Annotated in this window: 16 protein-coding genes; 3 read left to right on the forward strand and 13 right to left on the reverse strand. The window is 68.5% G+C overall.

Translation table 11 applies throughout. The features are described 5' to 3' along the window. Nucleotides 1-37: 37 nt before the first annotated feature. The 7 genes from ACFQEV_RS03130 to ACFQEV_RS03160 form a co-directional block, all read right to left on the reverse strand. Complete coding sequence (locus tag ACFQEV_RS03130; RefSeq protein WP_379692556.1) at nucleotides 38-574, reverse strand: GTP-dependent dephospho-CoA kinase family protein; 537 nt, start codon at nucleotides 572-574, stop codon at nucleotides 38-40. Nucleotides 575-588: 14 nt separating this feature from the next. Further along, a complete protein-coding gene (gene spt4, locus ACFQEV_RS03135; protein ID WP_379692557.1) occupies nucleotides 589-786 on the reverse strand; it encodes a transcription elongation factor subunit Spt4 in 198 nt (65 codons plus the stop codon). Continuing rightward, a complete protein-coding gene (locus ACFQEV_RS03140) occupies nucleotides 787-1365 on the reverse strand; it encodes a DNA-directed RNA polymerase (RefSeq protein WP_379692558.1) in 579 nt (192 codons plus the stop codon). Between the two features lie 7 nt (nucleotides 1366-1372). Then, on the reverse strand, nucleotides 1373-1741 hold the full coding sequence (locus ACFQEV_RS03145) for a PIN domain-containing protein (protein ID WP_379692559.1): 369 nt from the start codon (nucleotides 1739-1741) through the stop codon (nucleotides 1373-1375). Between the two features lie 49 nt (nucleotides 1742-1790). Further along, nucleotides 1791-3020 carry a translation initiation factor IF-2 subunit gamma gene (locus ACFQEV_RS03150; RefSeq protein WP_379692561.1) on the reverse strand — a complete coding sequence of 410 codons (1230 nt, stop codon included), beginning with the start codon at nucleotides 3018-3020 and terminating at the stop codon, nucleotides 1791-1793. 172 nt (nucleotides 3021-3192) lie between these two features. Continuing rightward, nucleotides 3193-4002 carry an SDR family NAD(P)-dependent oxidoreductase gene (locus ACFQEV_RS03155; RefSeq protein ID WP_379692563.1) on the reverse strand — a complete coding sequence of 270 codons (810 nt, stop codon included), beginning with the start codon at nucleotides 4000-4002 and terminating at the stop codon, nucleotides 3193-3195. A 56-nt stretch (nucleotides 4003-4058) separates the two neighbouring features. Next, nucleotides 4059-4901 (reverse strand): DUF6517 family protein, encoded by an 843-nt coding sequence (locus ACFQEV_RS03160; protein ID WP_379692564.1) that lies wholly within the window; start codon nucleotides 4899-4901, stop codon nucleotides 4059-4061. A gap of 235 nt (nucleotides 4902-5136) precedes the next feature. On the opposite strand from ACFQEV_RS03160, the gene ACFQEV_RS03165 reads away from it, so the two are divergent. Beyond that, on the forward strand, nucleotides 5137-6120 hold the full coding sequence (locus ACFQEV_RS03165) for a DUF5787 family protein (protein ID WP_379692566.1): 984 nt from the start codon (nucleotides 5137-5139) through the stop codon (nucleotides 6118-6120). A gap of 3 nt (nucleotides 6121-6123) precedes the next feature. On the opposite strand, the gene ACFQEV_RS03170 is transcribed toward ACFQEV_RS03165, so the two are convergent. The 5 genes from ACFQEV_RS03170 to ACFQEV_RS03190 all read right to left on the reverse strand — a co-directional run bounded on the left by ACFQEV_RS03170 (nucleotide 6124) and on the right by ACFQEV_RS03190 (nucleotide 9933). Beyond that, nucleotides 6124-6306: a hypothetical protein gene (locus tag ACFQEV_RS03170; RefSeq protein WP_379692568.1), complete on the reverse strand. Its 183-nt coding sequence runs from the start codon at nucleotides 6304-6306 to the stop codon at nucleotides 6124-6126. A 97-nt stretch (nucleotides 6307-6403) separates the two neighbouring features. After that, complete coding sequence (locus ACFQEV_RS03175) at nucleotides 6404-7228, reverse strand: MBL fold metallo-hydrolase (RefSeq protein WP_379692570.1); 825 nt, start codon at nucleotides 7226-7228, stop codon at nucleotides 6404-6406. Nucleotides 7229-7322: 94 nt separating this feature from the next. Next, the gene (locus tag ACFQEV_RS03180) at nucleotides 7323-8249 is read right to left on the reverse strand and encodes a DMT family transporter (RefSeq protein WP_379692571.1); all 927 of its coding nucleotides are present in this window, start codon (nucleotides 8247-8249) and stop codon (nucleotides 7323-7325) included. A gap of 25 nt (nucleotides 8250-8274) precedes the next feature. After that, on the reverse strand, nucleotides 8275-8547 hold the full coding sequence (locus ACFQEV_RS03185) for a hypothetical protein (RefSeq protein WP_379692573.1): 273 nt from the start codon (nucleotides 8545-8547) through the stop codon (nucleotides 8275-8277). 9 nt (nucleotides 8548-8556) lie between these two features. Beyond that, nucleotides 8557-9933: an ATP-binding protein gene (locus tag ACFQEV_RS03190; protein ID WP_379692575.1), complete on the reverse strand. Its 1377-nt coding sequence runs from the start codon at nucleotides 9931-9933 to the stop codon at nucleotides 8557-8559. 290 nt (nucleotides 9934-10223) lie between these two features. Between ACFQEV_RS03190 and ACFQEV_RS03195 the strand changes: the two genes are divergently transcribed. After that, entirely contained in the window at nucleotides 10224-11357 is a 1134-nt protein-coding gene (locus tag ACFQEV_RS03195; protein WP_379692576.1) for a thiolase family protein, read from the forward strand. A gap of 60 nt (nucleotides 11358-11417) precedes the next feature. After that, complete coding sequence (locus ACFQEV_RS03200) at nucleotides 11418-12107, forward strand: hypothetical protein (RefSeq protein ID WP_379692577.1); 690 nt, start codon at nucleotides 11418-11420, stop codon at nucleotides 12105-12107. Nucleotides 12108-12138: 31 nt separating this feature from the next. On the opposite strand, the gene ACFQEV_RS03205 is transcribed toward ACFQEV_RS03200, so the two are convergent. Beyond that, nucleotides 12139-14007 carry a cation:proton antiporter domain-containing protein gene (locus tag ACFQEV_RS03205; protein ID WP_379692579.1) on the reverse strand — a complete coding sequence of 623 codons (1869 nt, stop codon included), beginning with the start codon at nucleotides 14005-14007 and terminating at the stop codon, nucleotides 12139-12141. Nucleotides 14008-14027 lie beyond the last annotated feature (20 nt).

Raw genomic sequence — 14027 nt, forward strand, 5'->3', positions numbered from 1 at the left:
TCGCCCGCCGGGCGGCGATTCCGCCGCGCCGCCTCCGTTACGGTTCGACGCCCAGTACGTCGAGGGCGGCGTCGGCGTCGCCCTCCATCCGGCGCAACAGCGTCCGCATCTCCAGTTTCGCCTCCTCGGTGACGGAGACGAGGACCATCCCCTCGTCGGGTTGCCCGTAGACGACGCTCGCGCCGAGGGGCGCGGCGACGACGGCCGGAAGCGTCGCCAAGTCCTCCTCGCCCTCGACGACGATGGTGACCGGGTCGTCGTACTCTGCGAGTGCGGTGGCGAGCGCCGTGAGAAGTTCCTCGCCGATGGTCCCGGCCTCGTTCGCGGCGTCGATGCCGTCGTCCGGGGCGGCGATGGCGCGGCGAATCTCCTCGTCTATCGCCTCGCGCTTCGTCTGCCCGTCCACGACGGCCACGTCCGGCACGCGTCCGGCCTCGCGGAGGTGGTAGGTGACGACGTCTCCGACGGCGATTATCGGGTCGCCGGCGTCGTCGAGCAGACGGTCGGCGCGCCGATAGACCGGTCCGAACGGCTCCTTGAACGCGCCGCGGAGGTCGCGAGGCAGTCTGAGCATGTCTTACGCTGGCGTCAGCGGACCTTCAGCGCGTAGCCGCCGGGTTCGTTCACGTTCATCTCCTCGGCTATCTCGCTCTCCTCGGGGTGGGTGATGACGACGTACCCCGCCCAGTCCTCCGTGAGGGTGGTCGCGCCGCAACTCTCGCAGACGTTCGCGTCCGGGTCGTTGATGTAGTGGCACTCGCGGCAGGCGAGACGCGGCTTCGCCATCTAGCTCCCCTCCGCGCCGGTGGCGGCCTCGCTCTTCTGGCGGTCCTCTTCGAGCCAGCCGTGCTTGCCGAGTCCCGGCTGTTTGGCCGTGAGGCCGATCTTCGAGTCGCGGGGGTTCCGCTCGTCGATGCTCTTCGTGACGATTCGGACCCGAACCGAGTCGCCGACGCCGAGCGTCCGCCCCGACTCCGTGGAGGCCAACTGCTGGTTCTCGCCGTCGTAGGCGAGGTACTCGTCCGATATCTGCGAGACGTGTAGCAGTCCGTCCACCGGACCGATTCCGACGAACGCGCCGAACTCCACGACTTCGACGACTTCGCCGTCTACGACCTCCTGCATGCTTGGGTCGTACGTGATGGCGTCGAACTCCGCTTCGTAGTAGACGCCGGCGCGGCCCGGGAGGACCGTCCCTTCGCCGATGTCGTGGACGTTCACGACGCTCACGACGCTGCCCACATCTTCGTCCATCCGTCCTTCGAGTTTATCCTGCAGGAGTCGCTTGACCCGATTGGGGGTCACGTCAGCGAGATGCTCCGGCGGGACCTCGACCGTGTCCTTGAGTCGTACCCGTTTGTACATCGTATGGCTATGGTTCCGTTATTTCGAGTTTGTCCCGACCCCTTATACCGATTACTCGAACGCCGCGTTCGAGCAGTCGGTCCCGAAGGGGCTTGTCGTTCGTGACGACGTAGTCGCACTCGCCGAAGGCGAGTTCGACGACCGCGTCGTCGGCGTACGATGCGTCGGTTTCGACGACGCGACACCGTTCCGCGGCGAGGTCGGCGCCCACGCTGGCCGCCACGCCCTCTGTGCCGCCCCCGCGGGAGAGTTTCTCCAACTCCACCGTGACTGCACGGGGGACGACGAGGTCGAGGTCGGCGGCGAGTACCCGGTCGAGTTCCTCGAACAGTCGCACGTCGAGTTCGACCGGCATCATCAGCGCGTTCGTGTCCATGATTACCGTCGTCACGTCTTCCTCTGGGTTCGTGTCGCGTCTCTCCTCGTCACTTCAGCGTCCCGATGCCGATGAGTCGCCACCGCGCGCCGACCCGGCGGTTGATGGCTATCTTCGCGCCCGACTGGGCGCAGACGGGTCGCTTCAGCGATACTTCCGCCTCGCCGCTTCGCGCACTCGTGACGGCACCGACCGTGGTGGCCGTGCCGACGGTGAGCATGAGGGGTTCGCCGGTCGAAATCTCCTCGACCGTGTCCTCGTCCTCGCCGACCACGCGGTCGAGGAGTTCGACGTCCATCGTGAACTCCTCGCGCGTCGGCGGCAGGGACCCGGGTTCGCCGGCGACCTGCCCCGCGAGGGCGTCGCCCTTCGTGAGACTCGGGTCGAGACCCGTCCCGACGCCGCAGAGGCCGCCGGGGCGGACTTCGTCCACCATCTGGCCGCCCGCCTGCAGCGAACGGATGTCGGTCGTGATGGGCCGCCACTCGGTCTGGCCGCCCTCTTCGACTTCGCGCCCCGGGCGGAGTTCGAGTTCGTCGCCCTCGGTCAGTTTGCCGGTGACGACGGATCCGCCGATGACGCCGCCGGAGAGGTCCTCCCACGTCGTGCCCGGGCGGTTGATGTCGAACGACCGCGCCGTAAACATCTGCGCGCCCTCGCCCTCGTCGCGGTCGGGCGTGGGAATCTCCTCTTCGATGGTCTGGATGAGGAGGTCAACGTTGACGCCTTGCTGGGCGCTGGTCGGGACGATGGGGGCGTCCTCGGCGACCGTTCCCTTCACGAACTCCTGTATCTGCTCGTAGTTCTCGACTGCCCGTTCGCGGTCGACGAGGTCGACCTTGTTCTGCGCGATGACGATGTTGTCGATGCCGATGATGTCGAGCGCCATCAGGTGCTCTTCCGTCTGCGCCTGCGGCACGTCCTCCGTGGCCGACACCACGAGCACCGCGCCGTCCATGATGGCCGCGCCCGACAGCATCGTCGCCATCAGGGTCTCGTGACCCGGCGCGTCCACGAACGACACCGTTCGCAGTATTTCCGTCTCGTTGCCTTCCTCGTCGGTCTCCTCGACCGTGTAGCACTCCGGTTCGTCTGTCCCGGGAATTCGGCGGAACGTCGCGTCCGCGTACCCGAGTCGGATGGAGATGCCGCGCTTCATCTCCTCCGAGTGCTGGTCGGTCCACGAACCCGACAACGCCTGCACGAGCGTCGTCTTGCCGTGGTCTACGTGACCGACGAGTCCGATGTTCACCTCCGGTTGTTGTGGATTTTGCGTCACCATTGACCTCCTGAAGTAATCTTGGGGAAGTTTCGCCCCGAGCGCCTGATAAAGTTGCTGTTATAGTCGCGGGGCGGACGCTCTGCGGCCCGTGTCGTGTGAACTTCCCGCAGGAGAGGGAGTCGTCCCTCCCCCGAACACTGTTCGAAGACGACTAGGCGGCCCGGCGTGATTAGTCCGCCGGCGGTTCGAAGGTGTTCGGCGGGCCGGTCGGCGAGAGGGTCTGTCCGGTGACGAACGAGGCGGCGTCGCTGGCGAGGAAGCGGACGGTGTCGGCCACCTCGTCGGGCGTGCCGACCGTCCTGTCCACCGGGTCTCGCTCCGGCATCTCCTCGATTCCGAGCCACTCCCGCACCGCCGGCGTCGCGATGAAGCCGGGTTCGACGGCGTTCACGCGAACGTCGTCGCCGGCCCACTCGACGGCGAGCGTTCGCGTGAGCGCGCTCACGCCCGCCTTCGCGGCGCTGTAGGGGCCCATCCCCGCGACGCCGTAGCGACCGGCCATGCTCGACGTGTTGACGACCGCGCCGCCGCCCTCCCGGAGTGCGTCGGCGAACGCGCGGGTGACGTTGTACGTCCCGGTGAGGTTCACCTCGACGACGCCGTCCCAGTCGTCGGGACCGACCTCGTGGAGGGGGTCGCCGGAGCCCGCCCCGCCCGCGTTGTTCACGAGGACGTCCACGCCGCCGAACTCCTCGACGGTCGCGTCGGCGAACGCCGCCACCGAGCCTCGGTCGGTCACGTCGCACTCGACGGGGAAGACCGACCCGGGGCGGTCGGCCGCGTTCAGTTCCTCGGCGACGGCCTCGACGTCCGCCCGCGTTCGAGAGCAGATGACCACGTCCGCGCCGTCGGCGACGAACGTCTCCGCGATGGCGCGCCCGATACCGCTGGACGCGCCGGTCACGACGACCGTCTCGTCGGCGACGCTCGACCGTTCGCGGACCGACTCCGTCGTACGGATTCCGTCTGTGATTGGCATCGCCGCCGCTAGGAGAACCCGACGCAAAAGGCGAGTAGCTCCTCTCGACGCGGCGACTACCGAACCCGCTTCATCAGGTCGAACAGTTCGTCGCGGTACGTCTTCGGCTTCAGTCCGAGGTCCACATCCACGGTGAGCGATATCGCCTCCGAGGGCGTCTTCGTCACCTCCCGCGCGAAGTTCTCGTCGGGGTAGGCTCCGCCCGTCACGAGGACGGAGTCGTTCCCTATCCACGCCGCGAGGTGCCCCGCGACGGTTATCTCCCCGCCCTCGATGGTTATCTCCTCGTCGCCCAAGCCGACCGAGAAGCCGTCGAACGCGTACGCCGCCTCGAAGTTAGTCAGGCGCGCCTCCGCGCCCGACGCCACCTGCATCGTCTCCTCGCCGGTCTGCGTCACGTCCGCGAGGCCCGCCTGCTTCAGGCGCGACCGGAACGTCCGCCGGGACTGCGCTTCGACCCTGTCGAGGAGTCGCTGGCGGCCCGCGCCCGCCGGGAGACTCGTGATGTCGGGGTCGAACGTCGCCCGCGTGGCGAAGAACGTCGCGAGTTGCGCGTCCGCGCGCCCCAGCGTCTTGTCGGCTATCTTCGTCCGAAGCGCCGCGTCCTCGTAGAGGAGCGTCCGCGTGGCGGCGGTGAGCGTCACCGGCCCGACGGACTGCTCGAACGCCGGGTCCTCCGTCGCGTCGTCCGTCCGTTCCCACCCGCCCTCGTCGAGTCGCCTCTCGGGGACCTTCGGCGGCCGCCGCGCGGCGCTCACCGTCGCCCCCTGCCCGCTACATCCGGCGAGCGCAGACGCGCCCGCGGCGGCCGCGACGCCGAGGTACGCCCGTCTGCTCCATCCCTCTCTCCCCTCGTTCCCGCTTCTGTCGGTCTCACTTCGTTCGTTTCCGGGGTGCATCCGTCGTCGGGGGTGGGGCGTATTCACAAAAGTAGTTATCTTCTGGTATCTAACATGTACCGCGCGATTGCAACCCCCTCGCTCCGACGACGCCCCGGATTTCGCTCGGACGTCGAACGCCCGTTCTGGAAGTGTCTACCGTCGGAGCGTTCGCCTGACCCCCGTCCGCCTCCCCCGTTTCGCTCCCTCGCCGTCCGGCGAGGTGCTTTTGTCCGCGCCGCCCGGAGTGTCCCCCGTGCCCGCCTCGGACGACCGGACGCGAGAGTTCGCGTTCGAACTCGCGTTGTGCGCCCACCTCGAAGCCGAAACCGAGTGGCTCCCCGCCCGACAACTCGGCGCGGCAGTCGTCGCTCCCGGCCGCCGCATCGTCGACATCTGCGCCGTCGTCCCCGGCCCGAAGTTCGAGGAGCGAACGGCCGTCACCGCCGACACGATTCCCGCGCGCGCCATCGAGAGCGACGTGGGCGTCGGGGAGGCGGTGTACTGGCGTGACGCCTTCGACTGCTCCCGCGAGGCGGCCCGAACCGCGGTGGACCGCGCCGTCGAGAGCGGATTCTTCGAACGCGAACGCCGCGGCGCGCGGGAGTACGTTCGTCGGACGACCCGCTACCCCGACGAGTGGTTCTCCGGCCTCGTCGGCGTCGAGAACAAACCCGACTTGGACGCGCCGGGCGCACTCGAACGCCAGTTGCGGACCGACGTGAGCCTCGGCCTCTTCGACAGCGTCGTCCTCGCCACCGAGAGTTACGTCACCCGCGCCCACCTGAACCGCCTGCCCGAGGAGGTGGGCGTCTGGCGGTTCGACCCCGAGACGGGCGACCGGACGGTCGTTCGGGAACCCGCGCCCCTGCCGACGGACCGCCCGGGCGTCGAACTCGTCGAGGAACGGCCCCTGCGGACGGACGTGGCCGTCGTCTCCGCCGCGGAGAAGACCCGCGCGCGGCGGCGACTCGCGGAACGCGCCTACGGCAAGGGCTGGCGGACGTACGAGTTCCCCGCCTGCGCCCGCGCCGGCGCGACGGCCGACGGGCGACCCCTCTGTTCGCACTTCGGCCGCGTCGTGGACCCCTCGCGGGAGTGCGGCGCGGACTGCCCGGCGCGCGAGGAGGGCGACGCGCCCGACGCGGACGCCGCCGCCCTCCGAGACGCCCGGACGGCGTGGGTCCGAAACCCGAAAGGCGTCGCCCGGTGGCAGAGCGGACTCGACAGGTTCGTCTGACGCTCACTTCTCCTGCTTCGAGTAGACGAGTGCGACGGTCACGACGACCCCGAACGCCAGCATGAACGCCGCGCCGCGCACCCAGTCGACTTCTCCCTCCACCGCCCACGAGAGGGCGACGAAGACGACGCCGCCGGCGACGGCGCTTGCGACGGCGTAGCGGATGTCAGAGGAGACAGTCGGCATACTCTATCGGGTCGCCCCGCGGCGAAGTATCCTCTGGTGGGAGAGGGCGCGACGTGCCCGAATGTGCGACGCGTGCGACGCGGGGGCGGCGACGCTCTCAGAGATCGTACGTCTCCCCGTCCACGGCGAGGGGCTCCTCGAACGCCTCGTCGGACGGGTAGAAGTGCGCCGTGTGGACGAGACGCGTCTCCGACGCGTTCAGGTCGTCGGCGAGGGAGAGCGCACCCTCCCTGGTCATGTGCTTCGTTCCGAACGTGCGCGGGACGCCGTCCTCGTCGTGATGCCGTCCGCCGAGGGGGTGGTGTTCGCAGAGCGACGCCGGGACGATGGCGTCGGCGAGAAAGAGGTCCGGGTCGCGAAGCACCTCGCGGGACTCCTCGGGGACGGCGAAGTTCGTGTCGCCCGAGACGGAGAGCTTCGCGCCCGTCTCGGGGTCCTCGACGGCGAGTCCGTAACAGAGAAGCGGCGGGTGATCGACGGGGACGAGGGTCACGTCGAGGCCGCAGACGCGGAACGACTCGAACGGCGCGTGCCCGCGGACGGTGACCCGTTCGAGGTAGTCGTACTTGTCGGCGACGGTCTCGGCGACGCTCTCGCCGGTCTTCGGGTCCGTCTCGTTCGCCGCGTGGACGGGCAACTCGTCGAACACGCGGTAGGCGTTGCCGAGGCCGTCGATGTGGTCGAAGTGGACGTGCGTCACGACGCCCGCATCCGGGAGGGGAACGTCGCGCGTCAGGAACTGGTGCCGGAAGTCGGGGCTGAAGTCAACGAGAAGCGACTCGTCGGTTCTCTCGTTCTCGACGTGAACGGAGAAGCGACTGCGCTCGACGCCGCGTTCGCGCGCCGACCGGCAGGTGTCGCAGTCGCATCCGACGGTCGGCGTTCCCGTCGTGTCGCCCGTGCCGAGGAGAGTGACCCGCATCACCACGAGGTACGTCTCCGCCGGTTGATAAGCGTAGTCGATGCGTCCCGGTCTGCGGGTTCGCCCGCCGCCGGGTCAGTCGCCCGCCGCCGGGTCAGTCGCCCGCGCGCCCGACGGCGCCCGCGGTGTCGCTGACGAGGTCGGCTATCGCCTGGCGCTTGAGGACGACGAACCCGGCGAAGACGACGAGGAAGCCCGCTAGCGTCGCGAGCGTGACGGTCTCGCCGAGTATCGCCACGCCGGCGACGGTGGCGACCACCGGCACGAGGTAGGCGACGAGCGACGTTTCGAGTGCGCCCTGCGTCTCCAGCAGGTGGAAGTAGATGAAGAAGGCGACGGCGGTGGCGAAGACGCCGAGGTACGCCACCGCGGCCCCCGCCCGCAGGGTGGTCGGGAGCGAGAACGACTCGCCGAGGCCGACGCTGACGGCGTGCAGGAGAACCCCGCCGACGAGCATCGACCACCCGGAGAGGGCGGCGTTGTCCAGCGTCGGGCGCGCCCGTTGGACGAGGACGCCGCCCAACGCGACGCCCGAGACTTGGACGAGGATGAGCAGTCGGCCGACGACTCGGTCGCCCAGCAGGTTCGCGGGGTCCGGCCGGACGATGAGGACGACGCCGAGGAAGCCGAGGGCGATGCCGACCGCTCCGACCGGCGAGACGCGTTCCTCCGGCAGGAGTCCCAGCGCCCACAGCGACGTGGCGATGGGGACGAGACTCTGCAGAATCGCCGCGACGCCGCTCGGAACCGTCTGCTGGCCGACGAACAGGAAGGCGTTCATCCCGACGAGGAAGACGCCGCCCGCGAGGACGGCCGCGGCGTTCGCGCGGTCGGTCGGCCGCCACGTCGCGCCGCTAGCGAGGGCGTAGCCCAACAGGAGCACCGCTCCGAGGTCGTAGCGGAACGCCGCGAACAGCACCGGTTCGAGCGATTCGAGGCCGACGGAGATGGCGAGAAACGAAAAGCCCCAGAGGGTGGCGAGCGTCCCGAACAGGCCGACGGTTGCGAGGCGGCGGTTCACGGGCGTACGACCGTCCGCCGGACAATTAGGCGTCTCGGTTCGGCGGCCGGTGGTCGCTCGCACTGGCTTCGAGGTACCGAACCCACGTCAGGACGGTTCGCGTCGCCGTCCGGCCGTCGAGCGTCACCGTCGCAGTCACCGCGCTTCGATGCGGTCGGCGCGCCGCCGAGGCACCCGCCGAGGAGGGCGACTGCGGCGACTCCGCCGACGAACGCGCGTCTGGTGGAGGGCATCGCTCGACGGGTTCCCGACCGCCCGCCAAGTACGTTGTCGAGAAGGAGGGCGACCCGCACCGCATCGCGTCGCCTCAGTCGTGGTCGTGGCCGTCGTGGCCGTGGTCGTGGTCGTGACCGCTGCCGTCGCCCGCGACCAACTGCTCGCCGTCGGACATCATGTCCATGTTCTTCAGGTTGTCCCGTTCCTCGAAGTCCTCGACGGCGTCGAGGATGTCCTCCTGCGTGAGCGACATCCGCTCTTCGGTGAGCGCTTCGAGGACGGCCTCCCGCATCACCATCCGCAGGTCGGACCCGGTGAGACCCTCCGTCCGGTCGGCGACGGACTCGGGGTCGAACTCTGCGACGTCCATCCGCCTCGTGATGATGCGGAGGATGTCCGCGCGCATGTCGCGGTCCGGCTTGGGGAAGTTGACGATCTCGTCGAAGCGACGCCACGCCGCCGAGTCGAGCTGGTCGGGGTGGTTGGTCGCGCCGATGAGGATGACCTCGTCGCGGATGAGCGAGATGTCGTCGATGCTCTTCAGCAGGGTGTTGACCGCCCGCTTGAGCGCGGCGTGCTCGTCCGATCGCCGGGTCTTCGCCACGGAGTCGAACTCGTCGATGAAGAGGATGCACGGCGAGAGGCGCTTTGCCACCTCGAACGTCTTCTCGACGTTCTTGGCCGTCTCCCCGAGGTACTGGCTCGTTATCATCGAGAGCTTCACCTCGACGAACGGAAGCCCGAGTTCGTGGGCGAGCGCGCGCGTCACGGTGGTCTTGCCCGTCCCCGGCGGCCCCACGAACAGGATCTTCCCTATCTCGCGGAGACCGATCTCCGCGAGGTACTCGCGGTGTTCGATGGCCTTCATCAGCTTCTGTATCTCGCCCTCTTGGTCCTGCGTGAGGACCAAGTCTTGGAGGGTCATCTCTATCTCCTCCGGCGCGCGGACCTGCACCAGGTCGAGCATCTCCGCGTCCTCCTCCTCGTCGAAGTACTCGTCGAGGAGGCTGTCTATCCAGACGCGGTCGGCCTGAATCGGCCGGGTGTGCTCGCGCGCCTCGGCGTGGGTCACGTCCACGTCGCCGCGGTCCTCGACGGTCGCCGCGATGGTGGGGTTCGTCTCCAACCGGTCGCGTTCGGCCCTGTCGAGGAACCACTCGGTCGCCATCTCGGGTTGCGTCAGCGAGATGCGGCCGGAGAAGTCCTCGCGCTGGGTGAACAGCAGGTCGGAGACGGCGTCCCACGGGTGTTCGACGCCGGTTGCTTTCCTCGCCGTACTCTCGGTAACGACGAGCGGTCGCTCGATACCGATTGGGGCGTTCTCGTCCGTCTCGGCGTCATCGTCCGGTTCCGCCCAGAACACTCGGCGGTACCGCGGCGGCAGGTCGTTCTCGTCCAACCCCCGGTTTTCCGTGTAGAGATGAGCCGTGAGGAGAAATTCGACTACCTCGAGAGCCCGATTACTCATCCGTAAGAAGTTGCGGCCACGAACGCTTAAGACCGTCGAAGGGTGGGCGAGAGAGACGGCTCGTGTTACCGCGTCGCCCGCCGACGCCGGCGAGAAATACCTTATACCGATAATACGTCTCGAAGGTCTGCGGGCGACTACCGCGGACGCCGCGCGAACTGCTCGCCGTCGAGGACGCCTCGCCCGGTGGTTTCGGTGACCCGCCCGGAGGAACCCGGAGCACGTGAAACTCCGTGTGCTATCCTTCGAGTTCTACCCCATTTATTGCCGCAGACGTTCGAACTGGGAGTATGCCTACGCCAGTCATCGCGGCCGCGTACCGAACGCCGTTCGGCAAGGCCGGCGGCGTCTTCGAGGACACGCGAAGCGAGGACCTCTCGGTCGCCCTCATCGACCACATCATGGAGGAGACGGGCCTGCAGAGCGCCGACGTGAACGACCTCATGTGGGGGGTCGCCCAGCAACGCGGCGAACAGGACAACAACGTCGCGCGCGTCATCGCCCTCCTCTCGGAACTCGGCGAGGGGACGCCGGCGACGAGCATCAACCGCTGGTGCGCCTCCTCGATGCAGGCCGTCATCTCCGCCTCCGACGCCATCGCGGCGGGGAACCGCGAGTGTATCATCGCCGGCGGCGTCGAGAGCATGAGTCGCGTCCCGATGGACGGCGACTCCTACCAGCACCTCCACCCCGAACTGTCGGAGAAGTACAACATCTTCCAACTCCAGATGGGGATGACGGCGGAGAAGGTGGCCGAACAGGAGGGCGTCTCCCGGGAGGAACAGGACGAGTACGCCCTGCGGAGTCACAATCGCGCCGCGGAGGCGACCGAATCGGGCCGCTTCGACGACGAAATCGTCCCCATCGAGACGGACGACGGCGTCGTCACGACGGACGAGGGCATCCGCCACGACACCTCCATGGAGGCGCTGTCGGGTCTCTCGCCGGCGTTCACCGGCGACGGCACCGTCACCGCGGGGAACTCCTCGCAGATAACCGACGGCGCGGCGGCGGTTCTCGTCACGAGTCGGGAGTTCGCCGAGGAGAACGGCCTCGACATCCTCGCCGAAGTCGGCACGAACGCCGTCGCGGGCGTCGACCCGACGGTGATGGGCATCGGCCCGGTGCCGGCGACGCGGCGACTCCTCGAACGCGCCGGCCGGGACATCTCCGACTACGGCCTCGTGGAACTGAACGAGGCGTTCGCCAGTCAGGCCGTCTACGCCCGCGAGGAACTCGGCGTCGAGGACGCGCGGTACAACGTCAACGGCGGCGCGATAGCCCTCGGCCACCCCCTCGGCGCGTCCGGCGCGCGCCTCCCCGTGACGCTGATTCACGAGATGCTGAAGCGCGACGAAGAGCGCGGACTCGCGACGCTCTGCGTCGGATTCGGGCAGGGCGCGGCCATCGAGTTCAGTCGGTAGGCGGTGAGCGACGGGCGAGAGGCCACGACGCTTTTCGGCGTTCCGAGTGAGTCCCCACACATGACGACAGAGCCTAGAGCGGACGCGTCGGACGCTGGGGAGAGTTCGGGGACGTTCTCGCGGCGACGGCTACTGAGAGGCGTCGTAACCGCGGGCGCGGCCGCCTCGCTCCCGGCGTTCGTCGGCGGCGCGTCGGCGCAGGAGGGGACGGTGACGACCGACAACAGCCCCACGGAACCGCCCACGGAGTTCCCCACCGAGGAGTCGGGGACGAGTGCGCCCGAGGAGGAGGTGGCCGCGGAGGCCGCCCTCCCGACGGACGCCCCGACGTTCGGCCAGTCGGACTACACCGGGTTGTTCCTGCAGGTGACCGGCTACGACCGGGAGGCGGACACCTCGGGCGCCGGCCGATGTGGGTTCGCCGAGAGCAACGAGGACATCACGGGCTTCGACGCGACCATCTTCGAGACGACCGGGGACCGACGGTCCGCGCAGACGACCATCTTCGCGGTGACGCAGGGGAGCATCATCGACTCCGGGTCGGTGTTCGTCATCAACAGTCAGAACCCCTGTCCGAGCAACTTCGTGACGGTCACCCTCGAAGAGGTCGGCGCGACCGGTATCGAGACGCCGACGCCGCAGGGGACGACGTCGGGCGGGGCGATTCCCGGCTTCGACGCCGTCGCGGGCGTCCTCGGCGTGGGCGCGGCGGCCGCCGCCGCGGCGGTTCGCGCCCGCGGCGACGAGTGAGCGAGAGCGACCGTCGCGGCGGTTCCGCGGGCTAGTCGTCTGGGTGGACGTACTGTAGCGCCTCGCGGACCGACTCGTTGGCACCCATGACGGTGATTCGGTCGCCCCGCTGGAGCGTGAAGTCCGCGCTCGGAACGCGCGTGTCGCCGTCTCTGGCGACCAACGCGATGAGGCAGTCGCCCGGGAGTTCCGGACCGACTTCGCGGACGGTGCGTCCGATGTGCTCCTCGGCGGTCAGTTCGACCTCCTGGATGTCGCCGGTGTGGCCGACTTCGCCCATCCAGTCCATCATCGCCGGCCGCTCGATGTAGTTGTCCATCGCCTGCGCGGTGGCGAGAACCGAGGAGATGGTCCGCACGCCGAGCTCCTCGAACGCGTCCACGTTGTCGGGGTTGTTCGCCCGCGCCAGAACCGTCTCGGGGTCGAACTTCGAGTTGACGAGCTGGGCGACGAGCAGGTTCACGTCGTCGTCGCCGGTCGCGGCCACGACGATGCGACTGTTGTCGGCCCCGGCCGAACGGAGCACGTCCGTGTCGGTGCCGTCGCCCTTGTGGACGGTGAAGCCCTCGTTGCGGGCGATTTGGACGGCTTCCTGACTCTGGTCGATGAGCACTACGTTCTCTCCGCGGTTTTCGAGGCGGGCGGCGAGCTCTCTCCCCACCTTTCCGCCTCCGATGACGAGTACACGCATTGGTATGATGTCGAGGTATTCTGCGATTCGGCGGGCGAACCCGCCTTCGAGGACGACCGTAGCGAGGATGACGAGGAAGACGGTGCCGACAAGAAGGTCCGCGGCCTCCGTCAACCCCTCCGCACGGAGCTGGATGGCGAACAGCGTTGCGACCGACGCGGGGATGATGCCGCGGGGTCCGACGAGGCTCATGAACATCCGCTCTTGGAAGCTGAACCGGTCGCCGACGGTCGATAAGAAGACGCCGAGCGGTCGAACGACGAGCGCGACGGCGACGACGACGCCGAGCCCGCCCGCGCCGAGCGCGATGAGCGTCTCGAACTGCAGGAGTGCCGCCAAGGCGATGAAGACGAACGAGAGCACCAGCAGGGTGATGTCGCCTTTGAACGCGGAGATGTCCTCCTCGTACGGCACGTCGAGGTTGGCGAGGAGGAGACCCGCCGTCGCCACCGCGGCGATGCCGGACTCGGTGGCGATGGTGTCGGCGGCACCGTACGCGACGAGTGCGCCGGCGAGGACGAGCAGTCGCGCGTTCTGCGGAGCGTTCCCCGGCGAGAGGTCCACGTACCGAAGCGCGTAGTAGATGGTCGCGGCGACGAGTCCGCCGACGAGGATGCCGACGCCGAGGCGTTCGGCGAACAGCGTCAGAAGCTCGGGTCCGCTGGTGATGCCGGAGATGATGGCCTCGAAGATGACGACGGCGAGGATCGCGGCCGTCACGTCGTTGACGATACCCTCCGTCTCCAACGCCGCCTCGACTCGGTCCCGCGCCGGGACGACTTCGAGAATCGGCGTGATGACCGTCGGCCCCGTGGCGACGAGCAACGCGCCGATGAGGAACGAGATCGGCCACGCGGCGTCCAGAAGGAAGTGGACCGCGGCGGCGGTTCCCAGAAGCGACAGCACCGCGCCGATGGTCACCAACCCGAGCGTCGCCGACGGCGCTTCGCGGAGTTTCGACGCCCGGAGGTGGAAGGCGCCCTCGAAGACGATGATGGCGACGGAGAGGCCGACGATGGCCGAGAGAGCGTTCCCGAACGAGTTCGGACCGATGACTCCCAGTACCTCCGGACCGAGGACGATTCCCGAGAACAGCAAGAAGACGACGCTCGGGACCTGAAACCGGTCGGAGAGTACCTGCGATACGACTCCGATGCCGATGATGGCCGCGACGATCGGGATGAGGTTCGCCCCTTCGGCGGTAGCCACTATGACACCTCCATGTGACT

Origin of the sequence: Halopelagius fulvigenes, assembly GCF_042662625.1 — an archaeon.
Classification (GTDB): Archaea; Halobacteriota; Halobacteria; order Halobacteriales; family Haloferacaceae; genus Halopelagius; species Halopelagius fulvigenes.

Excerpts from the sequence above, each read along its gene's own strand:
- ACFQEV_RS03170 (WP_379692568.1), bottom strand. The coding sequence starts at position 6,306 with ATGCCGACTGTCTCCTCTGACATCCGCTACGCCGTCGCAAGCGCCGTC.
- ACFQEV_RS03195 (WP_379692576.1), top strand. The coding sequence starts at position 10,224 with ATGCCTACGCCAGTCATCGCGGCCGCGTACCGAACGCCGTTCGGCAAG.
- ACFQEV_RS03145 (WP_379692559.1), bottom strand. The coding sequence starts at position 1,741 with ATGGACACGAACGCGCTGATGATGCCGGTCGAACTCGACGTGCGACTG.
- ACFQEV_RS03130 (WP_379692556.1), bottom strand. The coding sequence starts at position 574 with ATGCTCAGACTGCCTCGCGACCTCCGCGGCGCGTTCAAGGAGCCGTTC.
- ACFQEV_RS03185 (WP_379692573.1), bottom strand. The coding sequence starts at position 8,547 with ATGCGGTGCGGGTCGCCCTCCTTCTCGACAACGTACTTGGCGGGCGGT.
- ACFQEV_RS03175 (WP_379692570.1), bottom strand. The coding sequence starts at position 7,228 with ATGCGGGTCACTCTCCTCGGCACGGGCGACACGACGGGAACGCCGACC.
- ACFQEV_RS03200 (WP_379692577.1), top strand. The coding sequence starts at position 11,418 with ATGACGACAGAGCCTAGAGCGGACGCGTCGGACGCTGGGGAGAGTTCG.
- ACFQEV_RS03190 (WP_379692575.1), bottom strand. The coding sequence starts at position 9,933 with ATGAGTAATCGGGCTCTCGAGGTAGTCGAATTTCTCCTCACGGCTCAT.
- spt4 (WP_379692557.1), bottom strand. The coding sequence starts at position 786 with ATGGCGAAGCCGCGTCTCGCCTGCCGCGAGTGCCACTACATCAACGAC.
- ACFQEV_RS03140 (WP_379692558.1), bottom strand. The coding sequence starts at position 1,365 with ATGTACAAACGGGTACGACTCAAGGACACGGTCGAGGTCCCGCCGGAG.
- ACFQEV_RS03155 (WP_379692563.1), bottom strand. The coding sequence starts at position 4,002 with ATGCCAATCACAGACGGAATCCGTACGACGGAGTCGGTCCGCGAACGG.
- ACFQEV_RS03160 (WP_379692564.1), bottom strand. The coding sequence starts at position 4,901 with ATGCACCCCGGAAACGAACGAAGTGAGACCGACAGAAGCGGGAACGAG.